Raw genomic sequence first — 24,069 nt, 5'->3', positions numbered from 1 at the left:
CTCAGTAGCCCACGTAGCCGCTGCCGCCGTTCATCGCCTGGATGCCCGGGGTGTTGGACACGGAGCCGTAGCGGTCCACCGCGTAGCGCACGGCCGCGATGATGTTGTCCACCGGGTTGCGGATGTTGTCGTGACCCGGGAGCTTGAACGCGTCGAACGTCGGCTGGATGGTCTGCATCAGGCCGATGGAGGGGTGGCCGTCCTTCGCGTTCTGGTCCGTCAGGTTGATGGCGTTCGGGTTGCCGCTGGACTCGTGCTCGATGATCTTCGCGATGTCCTGGGGGTTCATCTTGTCCACCGGGACGCCCGCGGCCTTGAGGATCTCCATGGCCTGCTTGATCCAGTCACCCACCTCGCCCTTCGGCATGTCGCCCGTGGCGCCGGCCGACTGAGCGGAGTCCGCCTGGAACGAGTCACCCGCGCCGGACGCGCCGCCCGTGCCCGGCGTGCCGTCCTTGCTGGACGCACCGGACACGCCGGACGGGCCCTGGGCGCCGTCGACGCCGCCCGTGGCGGCATTGGCACCGCCCATGGTGGCCTGGAGCGTCTGGACGACCTGCTGGAGCTCCTTCACCACCTCGGTGAGCCCCTCCATGAACTGCTTGAACTGCGCGCCCTTCGCGGGGCCCGCGCTGAAGCCGTCCTGCTGGAACCGGGACGCGAAGCCCGACCCGGGCTTCTGGCAGCCACCGCCCTGCACGCGGCCAGCGGACATGGCCTCCGGGCTGAGACCGAGGTCCTGGGAGGGGATGCGGGAGGAAGAAGGGAGGCGGGGGGCGCCGGGCGCGATGACCATGGGGGTTTTCCTCGAGAGCTTGAGTGCTGCTGACGAGGAACACCTACAGCAGGGGACATGCCAACCCCTTGGCGGACATCCACCGCAAGCCAAGTGGTTGATGTCCTTGAGGAAGCGGGAGCCACGGTGGGGCGCACCGGGGCTCGTCCCTGGTGACTGGAGTCATCGGCGCACGAACCCCGGTCACCACCCGCGCTGCGTTCACCGGCGCCGGGCAGGGGCCTTCTTCTTCGCCACGGCCTTCTTCGCGGGCGCGGCCTGCTTCTTCGCCACCCGGGGCTGCTTCGTGGCCGCGGCCTTCTTCGTCCCGCGCGCGGGGCCATGCTTCTTCAGCTCGGCGGCGCCCTTCTTCGCGAGGCCTGCCTCCAGCGCGGGAGGCTTCCGGGCGCCCTTCTTCCCAGCGGGCTCACGCTTCGGAGGCCCTTCCCGGTTCACCGTCACGGCCCTTCCGGAGAACGCATCCCAGCTCTCCAGCGCACGCGTCCACCGGGCCAGCGTCTCCTCGCGAGCCTCCGCGTCCGGCAGTCCTTCCGCATGGAGCGCGACGGTGACGCCATGCACCGACGGCAGCACGCGAAGCTGCACGGTGCGAGCGCGGGGCCACTCGTCACGCTCCAGGCGCAGCCGGAGCTGCTGGGGCGGAACCCGGCGCACCACCTTGAGGCGCGTGCCGTCCGGAAGCGAGACCTGCTCCCCTTGCGTCAGCGGCTGCGAGCACGCGCCCACCCAGCGCACGAGTCCTGCCTCCTCGCCCCAGGCGGCCCAGGCCATCTCCGAGCCCACCGCGTACGAGCGCCGCACTCCTGCCTGATATCCACCATCCGCCGTCCGACCTGTCGACATTGACGCTCCTGGCTGACCCATCGTACACGCCGCTGTCCTGCCCCTGAAGCCGCGCTCCTCAGGGCGCGGCCACCCGTGACTGCCGCTCCCACTCCGCTGGCAGGCCGATGTCGAGGAACACCGGGAAGCGCAGCCCCGGGTACGCCGCCTCGATGCGCGCGCGGATGTGCTGCGCCGCCGTGTCCGTGAACGGCCCCTGGGGCTTCTCCGCCGCGACCTCCGCGATGACGCGCTCCAGGTACTGCCGTTCGCTCGCGAGCAGCCCCGCGTCGCCGGAAGGCCCCCGCCCCGGGTGCACCCACTTCGGGCGCAGCGCCTTCAGCTCCTCCAGCCGCTGGAGCCACTCCTCCGTGCGGCCCATCTCCAGCCAGCTGTGCGCGTCGTTCGCCACCAGGTCGCCGGGGAACACGTGCCCGTCGAACTCCACCACCACGTGCGCTTCGCTGCACCCCGCGCCCAGCACGTGCGCCTTCACCGTCACTCCGCCCGCGCTCAGCTCCGCCGTCTGGCTCCCGAAGCTGTCCGGCAGCGGCAGCGACGTCGGGTAGTCCGGCGCATAGCGCGCGCCGAACGCCCGCGTGCGCTTCTCGTGGATGGCCGGGATGGCCGCGCGCACCTGCTCGCTCGTCACCACGCGGATGCCGCGCTTGCGCAGCACGTCCGTGCCGTTGAACTTGTCCGGGTTGGCGTGCAGCACGATGGCCAGCTCCGCCTTCTTGCCCGTCACCGCCTCCGCCCAGGTGACGAACTCCTCCGCCGCGGACGGCAGGAACTGCGTGTCCACCAGGATGAGCCCCGTGGGCCCTTCAATCCAATAGGACGACGTGCTGAAGCCCCACGGAGACGACACGTAGGTCCCCACGCGCGCGTCCGCGTGCGAGGCCAGCGTCACCTGCGCCCCCTTCAGACGCGGCGGGGACGACGCACACCCCGAGGACAGAACGGCCAGCAGACCCAGGACGACGGCGGAACGGTGCAAGGCGGCCTCCGGAAGAAAGCGCGCCCTGCCTAATCGGCGGCGGTCCCGCTCGCAAGCCTCACCCCGCGCGCTGCAACCGGCGCTTGTACTTCTCACCCCAGTCCCGCAGCCCGATGAGCACCGGCTCCAGCGAACGGCCGAAGGCGGTGAGCTCGTACTCCACGCGCGGCGGCACCTGGGCGTAGACGGTGCGCTTCACCAGCCCGTCTTCCTCCAGCTCGCGCAACTGCAACGTCAGCATGCGCTGGCTGCAATTGGGCAGCCGCTTGCGCAGCTCACCGAAGCGGTGCGTGCCCTTCAGCAACCAGTACAGCACCACGCCCTTCCACCGTCCTCCAATGACGCCGAGGGACGCCTCCACCGCGCAGTTCGTGTTCGAGTCGTCGTCACGTTTGCGGCTCATGGTTACCTCTTTGTACGTACTGCCCAAACTTGTGCGTACTTGCGTGAAAATAACCGCAATCGTACCTCATGGGCCATGAACGTCCTCATCGTCTACGCCCATCCGGAACCCCGCTCGCTCAACGGCGCACTGAAGAACCTGGCGGTGCAACACCTGACGGCGCAAGGCCATGCGGTCCAGGTGTCGGACCTCTACGCCATGGGCTGGAAGGCCATCGCGGATGGCGAGGACTTCCTCACCTCCACCGCCGGAGAGCGGCTCTTCTACGAGCACGCGTCGAAGGCCGCCTACGCCAACGGCACCCAGACCGCGGACATCACCGCCGAGCAACAGAAGCTGCTCTGGGCCAACGCCGTCCTCTTCCAGTTCCCGTTGTGGTGGTTCTCCATGCCCGCCATCCTCAAGGGCTGGATCGACCGGGTCTTCGCCCTGGGCTTCGCGTACGGCGTGGGCGTGCATGGCGGCGACCGCTGGGGGGACCGCTACGGCGAGGGCACGCTCATGGGCCGCCGCGCCATGCTCTCCCTCACCATCGGCGGACGCGCGCCGCACTACACCGACCGGGGCGTCAACGGCGCCCTGGACGACCTGCTCTTCCCCATCGAGCACGGGGTGCTCTTCTATCCGGGGATGGACGTCCTGCCGTCCTTCACGGTCTACCAGTCCGACCGCATGAAGGAGGAGCAGTGGCCCGCCGTGGCGGAGGCCTTCAAGGCGCGGCTGGACGGCCTGTTCACCGACGCGCCCATCCCGTTCCGCAGGCAGAACGGCGGGCACTACGACACGCAGCAGGTGCTGAAGCCCGGGCTCGGCGAGGGCGCCTCCGGCACCCGCATCCACCGGGTGCGCGAGGGCGAACCCAAGCAGCGTCCGCTCACCCCGTGGGGCGGTACCCCGGCATGAGGAAGTTGTCGTGGTCCGCGTACGCGGGCGCGTCCGACTCGCCGGTGAAGGCGCGCAGGGCGCAGTACTCCGGATAGGACGCCTGGATGGTGACCTGGTCCCCCGCCTGGAGCACCACGTCCCCGTTGGGGTGCAGCGTCTCCGTGTCACCCCGGATGAGCGACAGCGCCAGGCCGCCGAAGCGGTCGCGCACCTGGGACACGTTCATCCCCGTCAGGCCGTCGCGCACCACGAACAGCGACACCACCATCAGGTGCTTGCCGATGCGGAACGAATGGATGAGCCGCGGATCCAACGCGGCCAGCGCCATGGCGGGCGCGGCCAGCGAGGAGCTGGACAGGGCCTCCGCCTTGAACGTGTCGCGCACCTTCGCGCCCAGGTCGTCGTCGAACAGGCGGATGACCACGCGGATGCCGGGGTTCAGCCGCCGCGCGTCCAGCGCGATGTTCAGGTTCGCCAGGTCGTCGTCCGTGGCGCAGACGATGGCGGACGCCTTCTTCACGTGCGTGCGCGGCAGGCACAGCGGGCTGCGCGTGTCGTCGATGAGCAGGGGCACGTTCTCGTCGCGCAGCGCGGACACGAACGTCGCGTCCTCGCGCTTCTCCACCACGACGACGTCCTTGCCCATCTCCCGCAGCTGCGTCACCACGCGGTAGCCCACGCGGCCCGCGCCGCACACCACGACGTGGCCCTTCATCGTTTCGGACACCACGGAGACCCACTCCTTGTCGTTCTTGTGCCGCGCGAAGAAGAGGTACGCGAAGCGCACCACGCCATCCACCACCAGCGCGATGCTGACCGGCGGGATGAGGATGTTGAGCAGCTCCACCAGCCAGTCGCTCACGTACGGCAGCGACGGCTGGCCGAAGAGCAGGAAGTAGACGTGGTGCAGCGCCTCTCCGTAGGAGATGCGGTCCCCGCCCGGCCCCACGTAGCGCCAGTGGTACAGGGCCGGCCCTAGCCCGAAGAGGACCACCGCCAGCACCAGCGTGCTGCGGAACCTCCGCGACAGCGCGCGCAGGTACCGCAGGTCCACCATCAGGCGCGCGGCGGGGCTCTTCATGCGCGGAGAGCTTAAGCCGCCGGGGTGATGTCCGTGGAGGCTTCCGCCTTCTCACGGCGCTTCTCGATGAGCCACACCGCCAGCACGCCCAGCTCGTAGCAGAGCAGCATGGGACCGGCCATGAGCGACAGGTTCACCACGTCACCCGTGGGCGTCAGCACCGCCGCCGCGATGAGGCACACCACGAACGCGTGGCGCTGATAGCGGAAGAGCCACTTCGACTGCACCACTCCGACGATGCCCAGGAGCGCCATCACCAGCGGCAGCTCGAAGATGACGCCGAAGGCGAGGATGAGCAGCAGCACCAGCGACAGCTGCTCGTTCATCGTCAGCATGGGCCGCGTCCAGCGCGCGGCCTCGGCATCCGCGTGGCCCTTGGCCAGCTCCTTCTGAAGCCGCCACAGGCCGGACATCTCCTCCGCGCGCGTGGGCGCCACGCCCGCGAGCAGGCTGGCCGCCTGGTCCATGGCGGCCTCCGACGCGACGTAGTCCTTCTTGCCGAAGGCCGTCACCGCCTCCACGCGCTTCTCCACCGCCTGGCGCAGCACGCCGCGCACGGAGACGCCCATCCCGTCCGACGCCGCGTCCAGCAGGTCGCCCAGGCCCTTGAGGCGCGCGGTGAGCTCCACGCTCTTCGCGGTCGCCACCTGCGGGTCCTTCACCTGGCCCTCGCCCACGGCGGTCAGCGCGGCGCTGGTCTCCTTGGCCACGTGGCCGGCGCGCTCCACCTCGCCAATGCGCAGGAAGCGCAGCGAGTCCTCGGCGCCCATGCGCGCCGTGTCCATGCGCTGCTCCAGGGCGAGCGTCTCCTCCTCGTTGAGGAGGAACTTGAACATGGAGGGCAGCACCAGGAAGTAACAGAACAGCGAGCCCACGATGAAGGCCACGGAGCCCAGCACCACGAAGGGCGACGCGTACTTGCGCTCCTCCGGGTAGAGCCCCGGCGCCACGAAGCCCCAGATCTGCCAGAGGATGACGGGCGTGGTGAGGAAGATGCCGCAGTACACGCCCACCTTCATCAGGACGTTGATCTCTTCGATGCCGGATGTGTAGACGAGCGAGCGCCCCTCCGGGGGCAGCGCGTCCAGCACCGGCCGCATCAACACGCCGAAGATGGGCTTGGCGAAGATGAGCGACACGGCGCCCAGCACGAGCACCGCGAGCGAGCACTTCACGAGCCGCGAGCGCAGCTCCGTGAGGTGCTCCGCCAGGCTCATGCGGAAGTCCGACAGGTCAACCCCTTGGCGGTTCAGGGCTCAGCTCCGTTTCGGCGCGTTGCGCGCCACCGTGCCCGGGATGGGGGCGAGTTGCGGAAGGCCGTTCTCGTCCTGCGCCGGCGCCGCATCCACCTTGGCTTCCGTGCCAGGAGCGGCGCCATCCACGGCGGCGGCCTCCGAAGGGGCGGGCACGTTCGCGGGGTCCAGCGTCGCGGTGAGCGCGGGGGCGGGCTCCGCCAGCACGTTGGGCGGGGACCCGTCCGGGAGCGAGGACGCGGCCAGCTCCGGCGGCGGGGACGGCACGCGCGTGCCTGGACGCGGCGGGGGCTCCGCGTTGAAGTCCTGGTCCATGGCGTAGAACTCGCGCTCCACGACGTTGCGGACATCGTCCGTCTGCCGGCGGAACTCGCGCATGAACTTGCCGATGGCCCGCGCCAGCTCAGGCAGCCGCTGGGGGCCGAGCACGATCAGCGCGGCCACCAGGATGAACACCATTTCGCCTGCGCCGATGTTGAACATGGGTCGTCGTCTTCCCCTGGAAGGGAACGTCCCGGGGTTATCGCGCCCACGGCGGGCCCGCGCAACCGTCAGCGACCGTCCAGCGTCCGGCCGGCCTCGTGTCCGGGAGGCGGGCGGCCGGGCACCCTCCTCCCTCTGGGGCACATTGCCCCATCAGGCGTGGGGGTTGGCCTGGGGCGACAGCGGCGCCGCCATCCCCTGGGCCGGGGGCACCGCCAGGGCCCGGGCCTGCTCACGCGAGCGCACCCGCGCCTCCACCACCCGCAGCATGACGGGCACCCCCACCGACAGCCCGATGGACACCCAGCCAATCGTGTCCATGCCGCCCAGCGTCCCGTCCGGCAGGTCCACCAGCAGGCGCGACGACAGGAAGGCCCCCAGCGCGGAGGCCATGTGCTGGGTGGCGGACTGCAGCGACATGAAGCGGGCGCGCACCGGGTTGTCCGGCACGCGCGAGGTGAGCGTGTTGTAGGCCACGTTGCGCACGCCCATGGCCAGCATGAAGACCATGAAGAGCACCGGGATGGGCAGCCACGCGGGGTAGTGCACGAAGCCCGCGTACGTGGTGACGGCCGCCAGCACCACGCCCACCGTGCCCACGCGGAAGGAGCCGAAGCGGTCCACCAGTGGCCCCGTCAGCCGCAGCGTGATGAAGCTCACGATGCCGCCCGCGAAGTAGAGGATCCACAGGTGGTCGCGCGGGTAGCCCAGGTTCTGCTGCACGTAGGCGGAGATGTTGGGGATGACGATGAAGCCGCTCATCATCACCAGCGCCGTCATCAGATAGGACAGCTGCACGTCGGAGTGGCCAATCAGCTCCCGCACGCCCGGGGCCCGCGCCGCGCTGCCTCCCGGCTTGAGGTGCCCACGCACCGGCGGCAGCAGCCACAGCGCGGCGCCCACCACCACCAGGCCCAGCGCCGCCACCACGAAGAAGGGCAGCCGCCAGCCGCCCACCTCCGCCACCTTCAGCGCCAGGGGTACGCCCAGCACGGAGGCCACGGAGAAGGACGCCATCACCGAGCCCAGCGCCCGGCCCCGGCGCTCCACCGGGATGAGGTCCGCGATGATGGACAGCGACAGCGCCGTCGCCGGCCCGCCGAAGATGCCCGCGCACACCCGCGCCAGCAGCAGCGTGGACAGCCCCAGCGCCAGGCCCCCCGCCGCGGTGGCCGCGACGAGCCCCAGCATGCACACGGCCAGCGCCTTGCGCCGGTCGAAGCGGTCCAGGAAGTAGCCGCCCAGCAGCCCCGCCACGCTCGCGGCGGCGGTGTAGCTGCCGCCAATGGTCCCGATGTGCGAGGACTCGATGCCCAGCCCCTTCGCGAAGTCCGGGCCCAGCGGCATCACCATCACGAAGTCGAGGATGTTGACGAACTGCACCGCGCCGATGAGCAGCACCACGGCGCGCTCGGACACGGGACGGGAGGGGGCGGCGGACTCGGACGACTCGGGCATGGAGGCCTTCGGGGACTCGCGGTGCGTCAGACGCGGAAGCGGCGGACCTCCGCGCGCAGGATCTCCGCCTGGCGCGTGAGGTTGTCGATGGCCTCTTCCAGCTGGCGCACCGAGCGCGTCTGGTGCTCGGACACGCCCTTGATGGTCTCCACCGCCTTGAGCACCTGCTCGCTGCCCTTGGTCTGCTCCTTCTGGGCGCGGTTCAGGTGGGTGACCATCTCGTTGATGCTCTCGATGGAGCGGGTGATCTGCTTGCTGCCGTGCGCCTGCTCCTGGCTGGAGCGCTGCACGTGCTGGGTGAGCGTCTTCATCCGCTCCGCGCTCTTCATGTTCTGCTCGCCGCCGCGGGCCTGCTCGTTGGAGGCCTGGCTGATCATCGACACGGTGGCGGAGATGCGGTGGATGGCGGCCGTCACCTGCTTGCTGCCGCGCGCCTGCTCCACGGTGGCGCGGGCAATGGCCTTCACCATCTGCGTGGACTTCTGGGTGCTGTCGTTGATCTTCCGCAGGGCGCCTTCCGCCTCGCGGCCCAGCTGCACGCCCTCCTCCACGCTCTTGACGCCCTGGTTCATCACCACCACGGCGTTGCGGCTCTCCTCCTGCACGCCGCGGATGAGCTCGGCGATCTCCTTGGTGGACGCGCCGGTGCGCTCGGCCAGGTCCTTGATCTCCTCGGCCACCACCGCGAAGCCCTTGCCGTGCTCGCCCGCCTGCGCGGCGATGATGGCGGCGTTGAGGGCCAGGAGGTTCGTCTGCTCCGCCACGTCGTCGATGACGTTGAGGATGTTGCCAATCTCGCTGATGCGCCGGCCCAGGCTGTCGATGACGCCCGCGGCGGTGCGGCTGGTCTCCTTGATGCGGTCGATGCCGGAGAGCGTCTTGCGCAGGGCCTCCACGCCGGTCTGCGCGTCCTCGAAGACCTGCTCGGACAGGCGGGCCGTCTCGTTGGCGTTGGCGTCGACCTGACCGATGGCGGCGTCCATCTGGCTGATGGCGGAGGACGTGTCCTCGGTGGACGCGGAGAGGTCCTCGATGTTCTTCGCCACCTCCTTGATGGAGTACGTCATCTCCTCGATGGCGCTGGTGGTCTCCTCCACGCTGGCGGCCATGGCCTGGACGTTCTCCGCCACCTCGTCGTTGGTGGCGGCCATCTCCATGATGGAGGAGCTGCTCTCCTCCGCGCTCTGGTAGAGGACCTCCACGTTCTCCGCGATGCCGCGCAAGGAGGCCATCATCTCCACCATGGAGGAGGACGTCTCCTCCACGCGTGACTGCACGGTGCCCGCGCCGGAGGACACGGTGGTGCCGGTGCGGTGGATCTGCTCGATGACGCCGGCCACCACGTCGGACACGCCGCGCACGCGGCCCAGCGTGTCGCGCCAGGACTGGGCCATGCGGTTGAGGGCTTCGGCCAATTGGCCCAGCTCGTCCTTGCTGTTGCGCACCTCCGCGCGGCCGGTGAGGTCGGCTTCCGCCAGCTTGCGCGCCATGGACATCATCGCGTCCAGCGGGTGGAGGATGAACGCGCGCGAGATGAGGAACGCCGTCAGGAGGAAGAGCACCAGGCCCACGACGAAGGCCAGCAGCACCGTGTGGCGCAGGGACTCGAGCACGCCCGCCAGCCGGGCCCCGGCCACCACCACGACGACCTCACCGGGCACGTCGTCCGCGAGCAACACCGGCTCGGACACGGCCCAGTCCTTGGAGTCGAAGTGCGTCTCCGTCAGCGGAGGCAAGGGGCGCGACTTGAGGCGCTCCTCCAGGCCCTGGGTGAACCACTGGGGCGGCGTCGCGGGGTAGGTGGCACGGGGCACGCCCTGGGCATCCAGGACGGCGATGACGCTGAAGTCGTCATCCTCCAGGTAGAGCCCTTCCAGGTTGGGGACCGGTTGGGTCTTCGCCTGCTTTTCGACCAGGGCCTTGACCTCCTTGGCCTTGTTCTGGGCATGGAGCGCCATGCGCTCCCTCAGGTGGTTGTCCACCTGGAGGGGAACGACGAAGTAGAGCGTCCCGAGGATGACGGCCAGCGCGAGACCGAACGAACCCAGGAGGATGCCCCGGAGACCGGGTTTCTTGAGGCGACGTGGCAAGGCCGGCCCACTGTAGGGAGGGCGGCCCGTCCGGGCAAGGAACGGACTTCCCCGCCTGTCAGGGCCGGACGCTGGGCTCCCGGAGGGAGGATGCGTAAGGTCCAGGGGATGACCGCGACGCTGCTGCTCACCGACCCGCTCTTCCTCCAGCACGAAGCCGGTGAGGGCCACCCCGAGTCGCCCGCCCGCCTGCGGCGCATCCTCCAGATGCTGGCGCGCAACCCCGTCGAGGGCACGGCGATGGCGCAGCCCCGCTCCGCCACGGACGCGGAGATCCTCGCGGTGCACACCCCGGCGCACCTCGAAGCGATGGAGAGGCTGGGGGGCCGCTTCGAGCGCATCGACGAGGACACGGCGGTGTCGCCGGACAGCATCGACGCGGCGCGGTTGGCGGCGGGCGCGGCGGTGCAGGCCGTGGAGCAGGTGATGGCGGGGCACGCGAGGAACGCGTTCGCACTGGTGCGTCCGCCCGGCCACCACGCGGAGCCGGACCGGGCGATGGGCTTCTGCCTCTACAACAACGTCGCCATCGCGGCGGAGGCTGGACGGCGGCTGGGGGCCGGGCGCGTGCTGGTGCTGGACTGGGACGTGCACCACGGCAACGGCACGCAGGCGGCGTTCTGGGGGCGGCGGGACGTGATGTACCAGTCGGTGCACCAGTTCCCCTACTACCCGGGCAGCGGCGCGGCGCCGGAGGTGGGCCGGGGAGAGGGCCAGGGCTTCACGGTCAACTGCGGCCTGCCGGGCGGCAACACGGACGCGGACTACGGGATGATCTTCCAGGAGCTGCTGCTCCCGGTGGCGCAGGCGTACCGGCCGGACCTGGTGCTGGTGTCCGCGGGGTTCGACCCGCACCGCGCGGATCCGATTGGCGGCATGGACGTCACCGAGCGCGGCTTCGCGGCGATGTGCACGGCGGTGCGCAAGCTGGCGGAGGAGGTCTCCGGCGGCAAGCTGGTGCTGGTGCTGGAGGGAGGCTATTCGCTGGAGGGCCTGTCGAACTCCGTGCACGCGTGCATCGAGGTGCTGGCGGGGCGCGATGACAGCTTCGCGTCCGGAGCCACCAACGCGGACGCGAGGGCCGCGCTGGCCACGAGCCGTGAAGCGCTCAAGCCGTACTGGGCCAGCGTGCGCTGACGAGGTGTTTCAGTACAGCCCGCCGCTGGCCAGCGTGATGCCGGAGAGCTCCAGCAGGAACGCGCCCAGGGCACGGATGGAGCGCTCGGGGCCCTCGGGGTCGGGGCTGTGGATGCTCAGCACGCGGTAGTGCCCTTCCCGCCCTCCCTCGAGCAGCCACTCCGACCCGTCCAGGTAGACGCGGCCGCTCGACGAGAAGAAGCGATTCAGGGACCAGAAGCGGGCTGCGTCCAGATGCTGTTGCACGGCCTGCCACTGGGTGGGCGTGAGCAGGATGCGCCGGTCGACGGTCAGCAACCCTTCTTCCATGCCGGACACCTTCACGTGCAGGGAGTGGACGGGGCCCCGGCGCTCGATGCGGATGACGAAGGACTCACGGGAAGAAGGGATCCACGTGAAGCGGTAGACCTCGCTGCCGGGTGCCAGGGGCAGCAGCGGCCCTTCCTTCAAGGCCCGCAGCATGCCGGAGCACCAGCAGTGCATGAACTCCTGCCTATGCGCGTCGAGGAACTCCGCCTCCAGACCGGGCCACAGCGCCAGGGCAAAAGCCCCTCGCGGAAAGGCATCGGGCATGTCGGCCGGCCACGCGGTGCCGCAGGGTCCGCTGCTCGGGAATCCTTCTTCGATGAAACCCAGAGGCGGATCCGCCCGCGGCCGCACCGTGGTGCAGGCCCCCAGCAGCAGTCCCAAGGCAGCGATGGCGGATGCCTTCAAGCCCCCTCCTCTTCAAGCCGCTCAGTACGGCGTGTCATCGGTCACGGGGATGCCGGACAGCTCCACCAGGAACGCTCCCAGGTCGTGAAAGGGCCCTGTACGCCCGTCAGGGCCATGAACGCCGATGTCCAGCGCCCGGTAGCGTCCCTGTCGGCCTCCTTCGAACAGCCAAGAGGCGCCGTCGCTGGCATACACGGAGTGAGGGAGGGTGAAGCGCTCCAGCGTCCAGAAGCCGGCCTGCTCTAGCCGCTGCTGGAGTGCCTCCCACTGGGTGGGCGTAAGCAGGACGCGCCGGTCCATGGACAAGGCGCCGTCGGCAGTCCCTTCAACCTTGACGTGCAGGGAGTGGATGTTCCCCCAGTGCTCGACGCGAATGACCCTGTTCCCGTGGAACGAGGGGATCCAGGTGAAGCGGTAGACCTCCTTGTCCGGATCCAGGGGCAGCAGCGAGGCCTCCTCCAAGGCCAGGAGCTTGTACGAGAGCCAGCACTGCGTACGGTCCCGCGCATTCTGCTCCCGCTGACGCCTGTCGGGGTCCCGCGTCAGGCGCTGGGTGAGGGCTCCTTGAGGAAGCAGGTCGGGCCAGCTCACTCCCTTCTCGGTGTGGCACGTGCGGGTGCCCAGGCGGTCGGTCTTGACGATGCTCGACTCCGTCTCCTCCTCTGGGAGCGTGGCCAGCGACTCCGGCGGATGCGCCGTGGTGCAGGCCCCGAGCAGCAGCAGTCCCAACGCAGTGATGGCGGATGCCTTCATGGGTCCCAGACAGTCCCTGCTCAATCCTCGCGGAACAGCAGTGCTTTCAGCGTGGCAGAGAGTACCTGCTCCGCGTTCCCGACGGGTTCAGCCCACCGTGCCGCCACCATGCCGTCCGGGCGCACGAGGCAGGCGCCGCCGTCCCCTACCCCATACGCTTGCTGCCAGCCTTGGACCACGTGGACCCGCAGCGGCATGCGCTCCGCGCCGCGCCACGCCTCACTTCCCGCGAGCAGGACGAAGCCGTTGCCGAAGAGGTCCAGCGTCGACTTGCGGTCCTCCAGCCAGACGTGCGGCGCGCGCGTGCCGGGTTCCCCCGTGGGGACGAACGTCTTCGGCAGCGGCGGCCCTTCACCATAGCGGTAGCCGAGGGTGACGGCATCGTCGTCGACAATCACCTCACCCTCCGGAAGCGCCTGCTTCATCATCTGCAGGGAGAGCAGCGCGGCCTGGCTCGCGATGGCTGCCGCCACGGGCCTTCGCTCCGCGTCGTAGGTGTCCAGCAACGCGGGGCCCGCGTGGCCGTTCAACACCGCGGCCAGCTTCCAGGCGAGGTCCGCCGCGTCGTGGATGCCGGTGTTGGCGCCAAAGCCTCCCGTGGGCGGCATCTGGTGCACGGCGTCTCCCGCGAGGAAGACCCGGCCTGAACTGAACCGCTCCGCGACCCGCTCCGCCGCTTCCCACACGAACGTTCCGTGGAACGTGGGCTTCAGGTCCGGGATGCCCGTGACGGTGCGCAGCCGCTGCGTCCACCGGGCTTCCGTGAAGTCGGCGGCCGTCTCACGGGCGATGTCGATGCGGGTCGCGTGGAGCCACCGGTCCTTCACGTCCGTGGCCACGAGGACGCCGCCCGCCTCCGGATGCGTGAGCACCGCGAAGCCCAGCGGCACCTCGCGCTGCACGGACGAGAGGTCGGCGTCGAAGAGGGTGGAGATGTTGTGGCCAAAGGAACCCCTGCCCTTCTGACCGATGCCCAGCGCCTCGCGCACCGGGCTGCGCACCCCGTCCGCGCCAATGAGATACGCCGCCTCCACGGTGGACACCGCCCCCGTGTCGCGGTCGAGCACCGTGGCCCGCACGCCCTGCGCATCCTGCGTGAAGCCCGTCAGCTCCTGCCGGAAGCGCACCTCCACGCCCAGGCTCCTCACGGCCTTCAGGAGGATGGGCTCCAGCCGGTCCTGCCCCAGGAAGACCATCGGGCGCGGGCTGAGGTCCAGCCGCTGGGTGGAGACCGTCCGCGTCTTCCACGAATGCACCGGCCCCGCGAGCGTGGCGGCCACCAGCTCTCCGATGACCGTGCCCTCGGGGACGGCGCCGGCCCGCTCCACCTCCTCGCCCGCGCACGTGGACCGCAGCAACTCCAACGTGCGCGCATGGAAGCCGCGTGCACGCGGATGGAGCGACGTGCCCGCGTGCTTCTCGACAACCCGCGCGCGCACGCCGTGATGCGCGAGGAACAACGCGGTCGACAGCCCCACGAGCCTGCCGCCGACGATGAGCACGGGAACCGGATGCACCTGCGAGGGATGGGCTTGCATGCCCGGAGACATAGCGCCCGGCCGCCCCCGGGTCTTGGCGCAACGGGTGGTCCATCCGGCGAATCGTGACTCGCTCCGTGCGGTGCTACCTTCCACCGCATGAGCGAGGCAGCACACCGGCCCCTCTTCCACCTGCGCCGCGCCTTCGCGGGGAGCCGCGTCGGCCGGGGCCCCAAGCACGCCAACCAGTCCTTCGAGCTGACCTGGGTCCAGCAGGGCCACATCCAGTTCGACCTGGGGCGCTCCACGCTCGACGCGGCGGCGGGCACGTGCGTCGTCCTCACCGACGACGGGGAGAACACCCCCGTGGTTCGGGCCGCGGTGCTCCACCAGCTCTGGCTGCCCGGGACGTGGCTGGAGGAGGCGGCCGGCGCCCTGGGCCCTCGCGCGAGCGTGCCCCGGTTCTCCGCCGTCCACCCCGCGGACTCACGCCTCACCGCGCACATCCGGCTGGTGATGGAAGAGATTGAGAGCGGTGTCCCCGCGAGCGACCCGGGCCTGGGCGCGCTGATGGACTCGCTGCTGTACGGGCTCGTGCGCGGGAGCGCTCCGGAGCGTCAGCACCGTCAGCGGGACGCGCGCATCCAGCGGGCCCTGGAGCGCATCGCGGGGGAGTACGCGGACGCGCTGCGCGTGGAGGACCTGGCCGAAGCCGCGGGCATGTGCCGCTACTCCTTCCTGCGCGCCTTCCGCGCCAGCGTGGGCGAGAGCCCCTACCAGTACCTCCAGGGCTTCCGGCTGGAGCGCGCGGCGGAGCGGATCCGGCTGCGGCGGGACGCCTCCGTGCTGGAGACCGCGCTCGCCTGCGGCTTCGGAGACCCGGGCCGCTTCGCCCGGGCCTTCCGTGCGCGCTTCGGCTGCGCACCCCGCGAGTACCGCGCGCGTCACTCCGGGTGACGCGGCGGCCCTACCCGCCGGACTGGCGGCCTTCGATGGCGCACAGGAGCACCGCCGCGGCGATGCCCAGGCGCCGGTCCAGCCGGCGCTGCGTGTCCATGGAGAAGTCCAAATCAATCTTCTGGATGAACGGGTTGAAGTGCTGCCGGAAGCTGAGCACCTGCTCGCCGCCCAGCGTCCCGGTGAAGGTCTGCGGCAGGAGGTTGGTGAGGAAGCGCCGCACGAGCGCCAGCAGCATGCTGTCCTCTTCAATCCGCCCCACCTCCTGGCCGTCCACGTCCAGCACCAGCCAGGTGTCGCGCAGCATGGAGCTCAGGGCCTTGCGGCGCAGCGCGCCCACGCGCTCGCCCGTGGCCGCGTCGGTGACGTCGTAGGTGGCGCCGAAGTCCAGGATGCTGCGCGCCTGGATGGTGAGGAGCTCCTCCTGCATGTCCTCGCCGCTGTAGATGCGCAGGTCCTCCTTCAGCTTGAAGGCCTTCATCTTCGAGTAGAAGGCGACGTTGCCCGCCTCGTCGTAGATGTGGAACGCGCCGCCGAAGAGCTTGAAGAACTTTCGGCGGATCATGAAGCGGGTCTGACCGAAACGGCCGTGGGCCAGCTCGCTGCGGGAACGGGTCTGGATGGCGGAGGACATGCCCCCCTTCTAGCAGGCCTACTTGATGCCCTGCTTCGCCTTCATCTCCGCCGCGGCCTTCTGCGCGGTGGCGTGGATGTTGTCGAACTGGGCGCGGTACACGTCCGAGTGGCTCTTGCCCGTCTTGGCGTCCGGGACGTTCTGGCGGTCCCAGTAGCTCTTGAAGCTGGGGTCCGAGCCCTCCAGGCGCTTGCCGAAGCGGTCCATCTCCTTGGGCCAGCCCTGGTTGTCGATGCCGTGCTTCATCACGTCATGGTGGCGCTTGATGCCGTCGTACTCGATGCGCTCCATGCCCATGGCGAAGTTCTCCCGCCGGGCGTTCAGGTCGCCGCCGAAGGTCTGCTTGCCCAGCGCGCCGTTGAGCTCGTTGCGGAAGGCGTCGCTCGTGACCTTGCTGAACTTCTTCTGCTGCGCCACGTTGGTGGCCTCGAAGGCCATGACGCTGGCGCGCTTGGGACCCGTGAGGTCCGGCCGCAGGCCGATCTGGTTGTCCTTCGTGTAGAACATGCCGCCGTGGACCTGGTCCTTGGTGACGACATTGACCGGCTTGCCACCAGAGGCGGCCGCGGCGTCATTCACCAGCGCGGCGTACTTCGGGTTCTTCAGCATCTCCTCGTGCGCCATCTTGTCGTAGACGGCGTGCATCGAGGGGTCCGTGGTCGGCTTCTTCACCGGCGGCTGCGGCGTGGCATCAGGCCCCTGGGTCCGCTGCTTCTTCAGCGGAGGCCCCTCCACCGTGGGCTTGCGGATGGTGGAGGTGAGTTCGTCGTGCTTGCGCTTCACCGGCAGCGAGGGGCCTGAGCCGGACCTGGAGATTCCGCGGGGCATGGGGGCGCTCCTGAGGGGGGAACTGGAAGCGCAGGATAACGCGGGGCGCCCGCGTCCGGACACGCCGCGTCACACACGGCGTGTCCGAACTTCAAACATCCATCAGTAGCAGAGGTAGTTGTCGCCCCAGGCGTGGGGGTCCGACGGCTCGAACATGAGCGTGCAGAGCTTGCCCGGGATGGGACCCGCCCACGACCAGGAGAAATGCAGCGGGCTGTTCGTCGGCACGCAGAGGTAGTTGTCGTGCCACGTGTGCTCGGCGGGCTCGGACGGCTCGGTGACCTGCGTGCAGCGCATGCCGGCGATGGGGCCCGCGTAGCTCCACTGGATGCCGTGGTCCACCGGGGAGCACAGGTAGTTGTCATCCCACGTGTCCGGGTCCAGCGCCTCGTACACGTGGGTGCAGTACTGGCCGGGGATGGAGCCCGCGGAGGACCAGGTGAAGTGCGGCAACGCCTGGAGGGCCTGGCGCAGGTTGGGCAGCGGGCCGATGTTGCGCGCATCCGCCGCCTGCGCCGTGCCCGTGCTGGCCAGCAGGCCGCGCAGGGTGCGCGGGTCGAGCGAACCCACGCCGCGGCCACTCGCCACGCCCAGGAGGCTCAGCGCCGAGCCGGCGACGATGGGCGCCGCGCTGGACGTGCCGCCGAAGGTGCTCGTGTAATACTGGTCCTCGCCAAAGCTGAACAGATCGCCGTAGCCCATGGACGCGACGCCCTCACCCCAGCCGTGCACGTCCACGCGCGAGCCGAAGTTCGTCCAGCACATGGGGACGCGCGTGGTGGCGGTGCTCGCGCCCACCACGATGGCGCCCGAGTCGCGCATGTTGCGGTTGAAGGCGCCGCCGTAGGCCGCCTCATCCAGGTTGACGCTGCCGTTGCCCGCCGCCTCCACCACGGTGACGCCGTTCGCCGTGGCCGTGGCGATGGCGTCGTAGTTGGCCTGCCAGTACTCCACCGCGATGAAGTTGCACTGGTCCTGGTTGCAGGTACACGGCGTGCTGTCCGCCGGACCTAGCATGTGCAGTTCAATCAGGATGACGCCGCCAGGTTCCACCGCCGCCGCCGCGTTGGAGATGGCGGCGGCGGTCCCCTGCAGGTACGACGACACGCCCGCCGTCGCGCCGTGCGCGATGCCCGTCACGCCGTAGCCGTTGGCCGTGCCCACGACCTCCCCCAGCACCGCGGTGCCGTGGTTGCGCCAGATGAGGTCGGTGTGCGGCGTGCCCATCTGGATGAAGAGGGGAGGCATGTCCTCGTGGGTGGTGCGCCAGTCCCCTTCGATGTCCACGAAGAAGATGCCCGCGCCGTTGCCACCGGCCAGGGTCCAGGCATAGCGCGCGTCCACGCCAATGGGGGCCGCGTTGAGGTAGCCCTGGTTGCCCACGTACTGCGGCGTCGTGGGAGGGATGTCCCCCGCCGCGAGCAGGCCGCGCAGCACGGGCTCCATGCCGAAGTTCACCATGGCGGGCTCGGCGGGAGGCTCCGCGTAGGCAATCTCCACGCTGTCCAGCGCGTTGAGCGAAGCGACCAGCTCCGCCACGCGCTCCGCGGTGGTGCCCGGCACGAGCGGCACCGCGTAGTACAGGTCGAGGTCCGCCAGCTGGCGGCCACTCCGGGATTCACCCAGCGACTTGCGAAGCGCCAGCGCGGGCTCGTCCTCCGTGAAGAGGCGGCGGAGGGAGGAGGCACGGGGCGCGCGCTCCAGCAGGGCCTGCGCGGCCTTCACGTCCCCCTCGAGCCGGGCCTCGGACAGTCCCCGTCCCGCCAGCAGCGAGCGCTCGGCCCCGGAGCGCTCCGCGGCCAGCATGGAATATATCGAAACCGTAAATCCATTAATCCTTGCGCCGCTCGTGCTGCTGGAACGCTCCCAGTTGGGCCGCCAGTGCGCGCTGGAACGCGGGCCGCGCCTCGCAGCGTTCCTTGTAGGCCTTGAGCGTGGGATGGGCGTCGAGCACGTCCGTGTGCCGCAGGATGCGCAGCACCGTGGTCATCATCAGGTCCCCCACGGTGAAGCGGTCCTCCAGGTACGGGCGGTCCCCCAGCCACGAGGCCAGCTCGCCCAGGCGCTGGTGGATGTTCTTCACCACGTCGGGACGGTGGAGCTTCGCCCACTCGGCATCCGGGACGAAGAGGTCGATCTCCGCGAGCTGCTGGATGTGGATCTCCAGCGAGTTCAGCGCCGCGAACAACCACGAGAGCGCACGCGCCCGGCCCGCCTCGTCCGTGGGGAGGAGCACGTCGCTCTTCAATGCGATGTGGACCAGGATGGCGCCCGACTCGAACAGGGTCAGGCCGTCCTGCTCGAACACCGGCACCTGCCCGAAGGGCTGCTGCATGCGGTAGTCCGCCGAGCGCTGGACCTCCCTGTCAATCAGCCTCGACTGATACGGCAGGCCCGCCTCCTCCAGCGCCCACCGCACGCGGAGGTCGCGGACCAGGCCCTGCGCGAACGGCGGCACCCACTTGAAAGCACTGACGGTGATCATGCCTGGCAGCCTCCCGTTACTCCGGTAGGCATGACCAGCGTCATGTTTGTTCTTCCATCGGATGCGAGCAGGAGCACAAGCCATGGACGCCGCCGTCCGCCCCTGCCGGCAGGACGATGGCCGCGACCAGCCGGGTGGGCACTTCGTGGCCATGGGAGAAGACCCGCGTCCGTCGGCTGGCGCTTCGTGGCTCGCTCGCGTCAGCCCGTTCCTCGCCTCGCTGCGGGGCTATGACCGGTCGCGCCTGAAGAAGGACCTGGTGGGCGCGCTCACGGTGACGGCGCTGCACATCCCGGAGGGCATGGCGTACGCGCAGCTCGCCGGGCTGCCCCCTCAGGCGGCGCTGTACTCCACCCCCGCGGCGCTGGCGCTCTACGCGCTGTTCGGCAGCTCGCGGCAGCTCATCATCGCGGTGTCCGCGAGCGTGTCGGTGCTCTCCGCGGCCACGGTGGGCGCAATGGCGCAGCAGGGCTCCCCGCGCTTCGTGGCGCTCACGGCCGCGCTGGCGCTGATGGCGGGCGCGGTGGCCGCGCTGGCGGGCGTGCTGAAGCTGGGCCGCGTGGCGCAGTTCTTCTCCGCCTCCGTGCTCAGCGGCTTCGTGTTCGGGCTGGCGCTCATCATCGCCATCAAGCAGGTGCCGAAGCTGCTGGGCATCGAGGGCGCGAAGGGCGGCTTCTTCGAGCGGCTGGGCTTCATCCTCTCCCACCTGGGCCAGACGCACGCGCTGACGCTCGCGGTGGGGGCGGCGAGCATCGCGGCGCTGCTGCTCCTGGCGCGGGTGTCGCGGCGCATCCCCGCCGCGCTCGCGGTGCTGGTGGTGGGCATCGCCGTGTCCTCGTGGCTGCACCTGGACGCGAAGGGGGTGGCCATCGTGGGACACATTCCCGCGGGACTGGTGCCGCCCCAGGTGCCGGACGTGGGCTTCGGGGACCTGATGAAGCTGTTGCCGGGAGCCTGCGGCATCGCGCTGGTGGCGTTCGCGGAGGCGATTGGCCCCGCGCGCATGTTCGCCGCGAAGCATGGGTACGAAGTGGACCCCAACCGCGAGCTGGTGGGCCTGGGCGCGGCGAACCTGGGCGGCGGGCTGTTCCGGGGCTTCGGCATGGGGTGCAGCCTGTCCAAGTCCGCCGCGAATGATCAGGCGGGCTCCACGACGCAGGTGTCGTCGCTGGTGACCGCAGGGCTGACGCTGCTGGTGGCGCTGTTCCTCACGGGCCTGTTCCGCGCGCTGCCGGAGGCGACGCTCGGCGCCATCGTGGTGGTGGCCATCCTGGGGATGATGGATGTGAAGGAGATGGTGCGGCTGGCGAGGATGCGCCGGGCGGACTTCGTGGGCGCGGCGGTGGCGCTCGTGGGTGTGCTGGCCTTCGACGTGCTGCCCGGGTTGCTCATCGCGGTGGGCCTGTCGCTGTTCCTCACCGTGTACCGCGCCAGCCGGCCGCGCCTGAGCGAGCTGGGGCGGGTGCCGGGGACGCTGGACCTGGCGGCCACGCACCGGGAGTCCTCGGCCATCACCCTGCCCGGCCTGCACGTCTTCCGGCCGGAAGAAGGGCTGTTCTTCGCCAACGCGACGTCACTGCGGGACGAAGTGCTCTCGCGCGTGCGCGACGCGAAGGTGCCGGTGCGCGAGGTGTTGCTGGACCTGGAGCTGACGGACGACCTGGACGTGCCGGGCGCGGACATGCTGGCCGGGCTGCACGAGGACCTGTCGAACCGGGGCATCACGCTGTCACTGGCCCGGGTGCACGCACCGGCGCAGCGGCTGCTGGAGCGCACGGGCGTCCTGGCGAAGGTGGGCCGGGAGCACGTCCATCCGCACGTGCGAGCAGGCGTGGAGGCGTGGATGGTCCGTCACGAATCCCAGGCCTGGCAGGAGTGGCGCCTCATCCAGGACGGCCTGTACCTGGTGCGCTCGCGCGTGGACGAAGCGGGCGCGGCGCTGCACGGCGAGGAGCGCTACCGGCAGGAGGAGCTGCTCGTGCGGCTGGATGACGCGGACACGCGGATGCAGGAGCTGCTGCGGCACCTGCCCCATCCACCGGCCGATGACGAGGGGCCCTCCGGGTCAAGACATTGAGCAGTCCCACGCAAGGAGGTCGTTCATGGCGAGCAAGGCGAAGCCCTCGGGCAACGGACACGGCAATGGCCACGGGAAGCCGGCGAAGCAGAAGCCCAACATCCTGGTCATCTGGGGAGACGACATCGGCTTCTGGAACGTCAGCGCCTACAACCGGGGGATGATGGGCTACCGCACGCCCAACATCGACCGCATCGCGAAGGAAGGCGCGCTGATGACGGACTGCTACGGCCAGCAGAGCTGCACCGCGGGCCGCGCGGCGTTCATCACCGGCATGAACCCGCTGCGCACGGGGCTCACCACCATTGGCATGCCGGGCGCGAAGTACGGCCTGCAGGACTCCGACCCCACCATCGCGGAGCTGCTCAAGCCGCTGGGCTACACCTGCGGCCAGTTCGGCAAGAACCACCTGGGCGACTCCAATCCCTACCTGCCCACGGTGCACGGCTTCGACGAGTTCTTCGGCAACCTCTACCACCTCAACGCGGAGAACGAGCCCGAGTGCCCGGACTACCCCAAGGACCCGGCCTTCAAGGCGAGGTTCGGCCCGCGCGGCGTGCTGCACGCCTGGGCCACCGAGCGCAATGACGCCACCGAGGATCCGCGCTGGGGCGTGGTGGGCCACCAGCGCATCGAGGACACAGGTCCGCTCACGAAGAAGCGCATGGAGACGGTGGACGGCGAGTTCCTGGAGGGGGCGCTGGACTTCATGGAGCGCTCCGTGAAGGAGGGCAAGCCGTTCTTCCTTTGGCACAACACCACGCGCACGCACGTGTGGACGTTCCTCCAGGAGAAGTACCGCAACGCGACGGGCTACGGCCTCTACGCGGACGCGATGCGGGAGCTGGACGACATCGTCGGCGCGCTGCTCGCGAAGCTGGACGAGCTGGGCATCGCGGACAACACCCTGGTGGTCTTCTCCACCGACAACGGCGTGGAGAAGATGGGCTGGCCGGACGGAGGCAACAGCCCGTTCCGCGGGGAGAAGGGCTCGACGTGGGAGGGCGGCGTGCGGGTGCCCTGCGTGGTGCGCTGGCCGGGCGTGGTGGAGCCCGGGCGCGTCATCAACGACATCTTCGCGCACGAGGACTGGATGCCCACCCTGGTGGCCGCCGCGGGCGGGCCCACCGACCTGGTGGAGCAGTGCAAGCAGGGCTACACGGCCGGGTCCAAGACCTTCCGGGTCCACCTGGATGGGTACGACCAGACAGGCCTGCTGGCGGGCTCGGAGGAGGGGCGCCGCGACCGGTTCATCTACGTGCTCGACAGCGGGGACCTGGCGGCCGTCCGGTACAAGGACTGGAAGATCATCTTCAGCTACCAGGATGGTGAGGGGCCGGACATGTGGTTCAGCGGCAAGCGCTTCAACCCGGCGTGGCCCTACCTCATCAACCTGCGCTCGGATCCCTTCGAGTACGGACCGCACTCCGGCCTGTACACGTCGTGGTACGGCGAGCGCATGTTCACGTTCGTGCCGGCGCAGGCGCTGGTGAAGGAGTTCGCGGAGAGCCTCATCGACTACCCGCCCAGCCAGGCCCCGGGCAGCTTGAGCATCGGGCCGCTCAAGGAGCGCGTGAAGAAGAAGATGGCGGAGGCGCTCCAGAACAAGCAGGAGCCCAGCATCGGGGACCAGGTCATGTCGCTGGCCAACGAGGTGGAGCAACTCCTCCACCGCGTCCATCAGTCGCACCAGTAGCGCACGGCGACCGCCACCGTCGGATGCAGCTTCAACGGCGGTGGCGGTGTTGCGCCTACTTCAGAGCTGGAGGCCCCAACTCCTCTGGAAGGGGCGTCCGAAGGAACTTCAGTCCCTTGGGCAGCTGGATGACCTGGAAGCCCTTCCCCTCAATCCTGACGAGCGCACCATCCACTGCTTCTCCACCGGCGAGCCACGCATCCGCCTCCGCCTGGGTCACGAACTCCTTCGCAAGGGGGACATGCGCCGAGGGATCGGAGAACTCGCGATGGTACTCGAGAAATCCATCCAGCTTCTTGATGCGGCGAAGGTAGAGCAGCGAAACAGCCGCGAGCTGGACAGCGGCTTCTTCCTTCGAACCGGGCGGATAGCTCTTGCTCACGGCGTCCAGGATCCTCAGCGTCGACTCCATCTCAAATTCGTTGGGAGCAGTCATGGCCTCGTCCTGTTCGCGGTCACTAAAGCGCAAGTGGAGCGAGAATCAACGCGCCTGATCCTCCAGTGGCGACGACGAACGCGACGCCCGCGATGACGACGACGGTCCCCATCGCCACCTCCGACCGGTGCGTCCGCAACCAATCCAGCGCGGCCTCGATGTTCGAGAACCGAAGCTCCTGGACGTCGCCCTTCTTCGGGGCTCGCTCCAGTGCCTGGATGCAATCCATGTAGCGTTCGCGGCACTCCTCCGTGCAGTACTCATGGTGCTTGCCGGAGCCCCACTTGATGCTCGTCAATGGAGGGGCGGAGTTCCAGCATCGGTCAAAGCACGCGACATGCTCGGCATCACAGTCGCGTCCGCCACCGCCGCCGATGCCACCCGCATCTTCCGCGATGAGATAGACACGTCGCTCTGGCTTCTGGGCATGAGAGCACCCGCCCGCGGTAGCGACAGCAAGCAAGGCCCACGCGCCAAGAGCCTTGGGTAGGGCTGCTCTGCTGTCTCGGACGTTGCTGGACATCCAGGCTCCAACACGTGCGTCAGCGTGCGGACACCCTACCCGGCCTCCAGTGCGAGTGTCATTCCGAGCGCCGGGCCGGA

23 protein-coding genes are annotated in these 24,069 nt (G+C 69.6%); 5 read left to right on the top strand and 18 right to left on the bottom strand.

Going from position 1 to position 24,069, the window contains the following annotated elements; genetic code table 11:
- Position 1 precedes the first annotated feature (1 nt).
- From JYK02_RS00985 to JYK02_RS00970, 4 genes are all read right to left on the bottom strand, one after another.
- Positions 2-796 (bottom strand): transglycosylase SLT domain-containing protein, encoded by a 795-nt coding sequence (locus JYK02_RS00985; RefSeq protein ID WP_207047976.1) that lies wholly within the window; start codon positions 794-796, stop codon positions 2-4.
- Between the two features lie 201 nt (positions 797-997).
- Positions 998-1,639: a hypothetical protein gene (locus tag JYK02_RS00980; RefSeq protein WP_207047975.1), complete on the bottom strand. Its 642-nt coding sequence runs from the start codon at positions 1,637-1,639 to the stop codon at positions 998-1,000.
- A 58-nt stretch (positions 1,640-1,697) separates the two neighbouring features.
- Entirely contained in the window at positions 1,698-2,618 is a 921-nt protein-coding gene (locus JYK02_RS00975; protein ID WP_207047974.1) for an MBL fold metallo-hydrolase, read from the bottom strand.
- A 58-nt stretch (positions 2,619-2,676) separates the two neighbouring features.
- Positions 2,677-3,021 (bottom strand): winged helix-turn-helix transcriptional regulator, encoded by a 345-nt coding sequence (locus tag JYK02_RS00970; protein ID WP_207047973.1) that lies wholly within the window; start codon positions 3,019-3,021, stop codon positions 2,677-2,679.
- Positions 3,022-3,096: 75 nt separating this feature from the next.
- Here JYK02_RS00970 and JYK02_RS00965 point away from each other — a divergent pair, with 75 nt between their 5' ends.
- Entirely contained in the window at positions 3,097-3,924 is an 828-nt protein-coding gene (locus JYK02_RS00965; protein ID WP_207047972.1) for an NAD(P)H-dependent oxidoreductase, read from the top strand.
- Here JYK02_RS00965 and JYK02_RS00960 read toward each other — a convergent pair.
- The 5 genes from JYK02_RS00960 to JYK02_RS00940 all read right to left on the bottom strand — a co-directional run bounded on the left by JYK02_RS00960 (position 3,896) and on the right by JYK02_RS00940 (position 10,271).
- Complete coding sequence (locus JYK02_RS00960) at positions 3,896-4,987, bottom strand: potassium channel family protein (RefSeq protein WP_207047971.1); 1,092 nt, start codon at positions 4,985-4,987, stop codon at positions 3,896-3,898. The genes JYK02_RS00965 and JYK02_RS00960 overlap by 29 nt on opposite strands.
- An 11-nt stretch (positions 4,988-4,998) precedes the next feature.
- Entirely contained in the window at positions 4,999-6,204 is a 1,206-nt protein-coding gene (tatC, locus tag JYK02_RS00955) for a twin-arginine translocase subunit TatC (protein ID WP_207047970.1), read from the bottom strand.
- Between the two features lie 39 nt (positions 6,205-6,243).
- A complete protein-coding gene (tatB, locus tag JYK02_RS00950; RefSeq protein ID WP_207047969.1) occupies positions 6,244-6,723 on the bottom strand; it encodes a Sec-independent protein translocase protein TatB in 480 nt (159 codons plus the stop codon).
- Positions 6,724-6,876: 153 nt separating this feature from the next.
- A complete protein-coding gene (locus JYK02_RS00945) occupies positions 6,877-8,181 on the bottom strand; it encodes an MFS transporter (RefSeq protein WP_207047968.1) in 1,305 nt (434 codons plus the stop codon).
- Between the two features lie 26 nt (positions 8,182-8,207).
- The gene (locus tag JYK02_RS00940) at positions 8,208-10,271 is read right to left on the bottom strand and encodes a methyl-accepting chemotaxis protein (protein WP_207047967.1); all 2,064 of its coding nucleotides are present in this window, start codon (positions 10,269-10,271) and stop codon (positions 8,208-8,210) included.
- A gap of 90 nt (positions 10,272-10,361) precedes the next feature.
- Between JYK02_RS00940 and JYK02_RS00935 the strand changes: the two genes are divergently transcribed.
- Positions 10,362-11,408, top strand: coding sequence for a histone deacetylase family protein (locus JYK02_RS00935; RefSeq protein ID WP_207047966.1), 1,047 nt, complete (start codon positions 10,362-10,364; stop codon positions 11,406-11,408).
- Between the two features lie 9 nt (positions 11,409-11,417).
- Here JYK02_RS00935 and JYK02_RS00930 read toward each other — a convergent pair whose 3' ends face one another.
- The 3 genes from JYK02_RS00930 to JYK02_RS00920 all read right to left on the bottom strand — a co-directional run bounded on the left by JYK02_RS00930 (position 11,418) and on the right by JYK02_RS00920 (position 14,413).
- Positions 11,418-11,981, bottom strand: a complete 564-nt coding sequence (locus JYK02_RS00930; RefSeq protein WP_207047965.1) for a hypothetical protein — start codon at positions 11,979-11,981, stop codon at positions 11,418-11,420.
- A 162-nt stretch (positions 11,982-12,143) separates the two neighbouring features.
- On the bottom strand, positions 12,144-12,875 hold the full coding sequence (locus tag JYK02_RS00925) for a hypothetical protein (protein WP_207047964.1): 732 nt from the start codon (positions 12,873-12,875) through the stop codon (positions 12,144-12,146).
- 20 nt (positions 12,876-12,895) lie between these two features.
- Positions 12,896-14,413 (bottom strand): FAD-dependent monooxygenase, encoded by a 1,518-nt coding sequence (locus tag JYK02_RS00920; protein ID WP_207047963.1) that lies wholly within the window; start codon positions 14,411-14,413, stop codon positions 12,896-12,898.
- Positions 14,414-14,512: 99 nt separating this feature from the next.
- Between JYK02_RS00920 and JYK02_RS00915 the strand changes: the two genes are divergently transcribed.
- Complete coding sequence (locus JYK02_RS00915; RefSeq protein WP_207047962.1) at positions 14,513-15,310, top strand: helix-turn-helix domain-containing protein; 798 nt, start codon at positions 14,513-14,515, stop codon at positions 15,308-15,310.
- A 10-nt stretch (positions 15,311-15,320) separates the two neighbouring features.
- Here JYK02_RS00915 and JYK02_RS00910 read toward each other — a convergent pair whose 3' ends face one another.
- From JYK02_RS00910 to JYK02_RS00895, 4 genes are all read right to left on the bottom strand, one after another.
- Positions 15,321-15,944, bottom strand: a complete 624-nt coding sequence (locus tag JYK02_RS00910; RefSeq protein WP_207047961.1) for a hypothetical protein — start codon at positions 15,942-15,944, stop codon at positions 15,321-15,323.
- Positions 15,945-15,962: 18 nt separating this feature from the next.
- A complete protein-coding gene (locus tag JYK02_RS00905; protein WP_207047960.1) occupies positions 15,963-16,772 on the bottom strand; it encodes a hypothetical protein in 810 nt (269 codons plus the stop codon).
- 102 nt (positions 16,773-16,874) lie between these two features.
- On the bottom strand, positions 16,875-18,578 hold the full coding sequence (locus tag JYK02_RS00900) for a S8 family peptidase (RefSeq protein WP_207047959.1): 1,704 nt from the start codon (positions 18,576-18,578) through the stop codon (positions 16,875-16,877).
- Positions 18,579-18,603: 25 nt separating this feature from the next.
- Positions 18,604-19,257 (bottom strand): glutathione S-transferase family protein, encoded by a 654-nt coding sequence (locus JYK02_RS00895; RefSeq protein ID WP_207047958.1) that lies wholly within the window; start codon positions 19,255-19,257, stop codon positions 18,604-18,606.
- Positions 19,258-19,339: 82 nt separating this feature from the next.
- Between JYK02_RS00895 and JYK02_RS00890 the strand changes: the two genes are divergently transcribed.
- On the top strand, positions 19,340-21,334 hold the full coding sequence (locus tag JYK02_RS00890; protein WP_242588285.1) for a SulP family inorganic anion transporter: 1,995 nt from the start codon (positions 19,340-19,342) through the stop codon (positions 21,332-21,334).
- Positions 21,335-21,359: 25 nt separating this feature from the next.
- Positions 21,360-23,030 carry an arylsulfatase gene (locus JYK02_RS00885; RefSeq protein WP_207047957.1) on the top strand — a complete coding sequence of 557 codons (1,671 nt, stop codon included), beginning with the start codon at positions 21,360-21,362 and terminating at the stop codon, positions 23,028-23,030.
- Between the two features lie 55 nt (positions 23,031-23,085).
- On the opposite strand, the gene JYK02_RS00880 is transcribed toward JYK02_RS00885, so the two are convergent.
- Together JYK02_RS00880 and JYK02_RS39385 are read right to left on the bottom strand one after the other, a co-directional pair.
- Entirely contained in the window at positions 23,086-23,466 is a 381-nt protein-coding gene (locus tag JYK02_RS00880; RefSeq protein ID WP_242588284.1) for a hypothetical protein, read from the bottom strand.
- Between the two features lie 22 nt (positions 23,467-23,488).
- Complete coding sequence (locus JYK02_RS39385; protein WP_242588283.1) at positions 23,489-23,989, bottom strand: hypothetical protein; 501 nt, start codon at positions 23,987-23,989, stop codon at positions 23,489-23,491.
- Between the last annotated feature and the right edge of the window lie 80 nt (positions 23,990-24,069).

It is taken from the genome of Corallococcus macrosporus (assembly GCF_017302985.1).
GTDB lineage: Bacteria > Myxococcota > Myxococcia > Myxococcales > Myxococcaceae > Corallococcus > Corallococcus macrosporus_A.
Note: the sequence above shows the minus strand (reverse complement) of the source record. Positions and strands in the feature narration are given on the sequence as shown.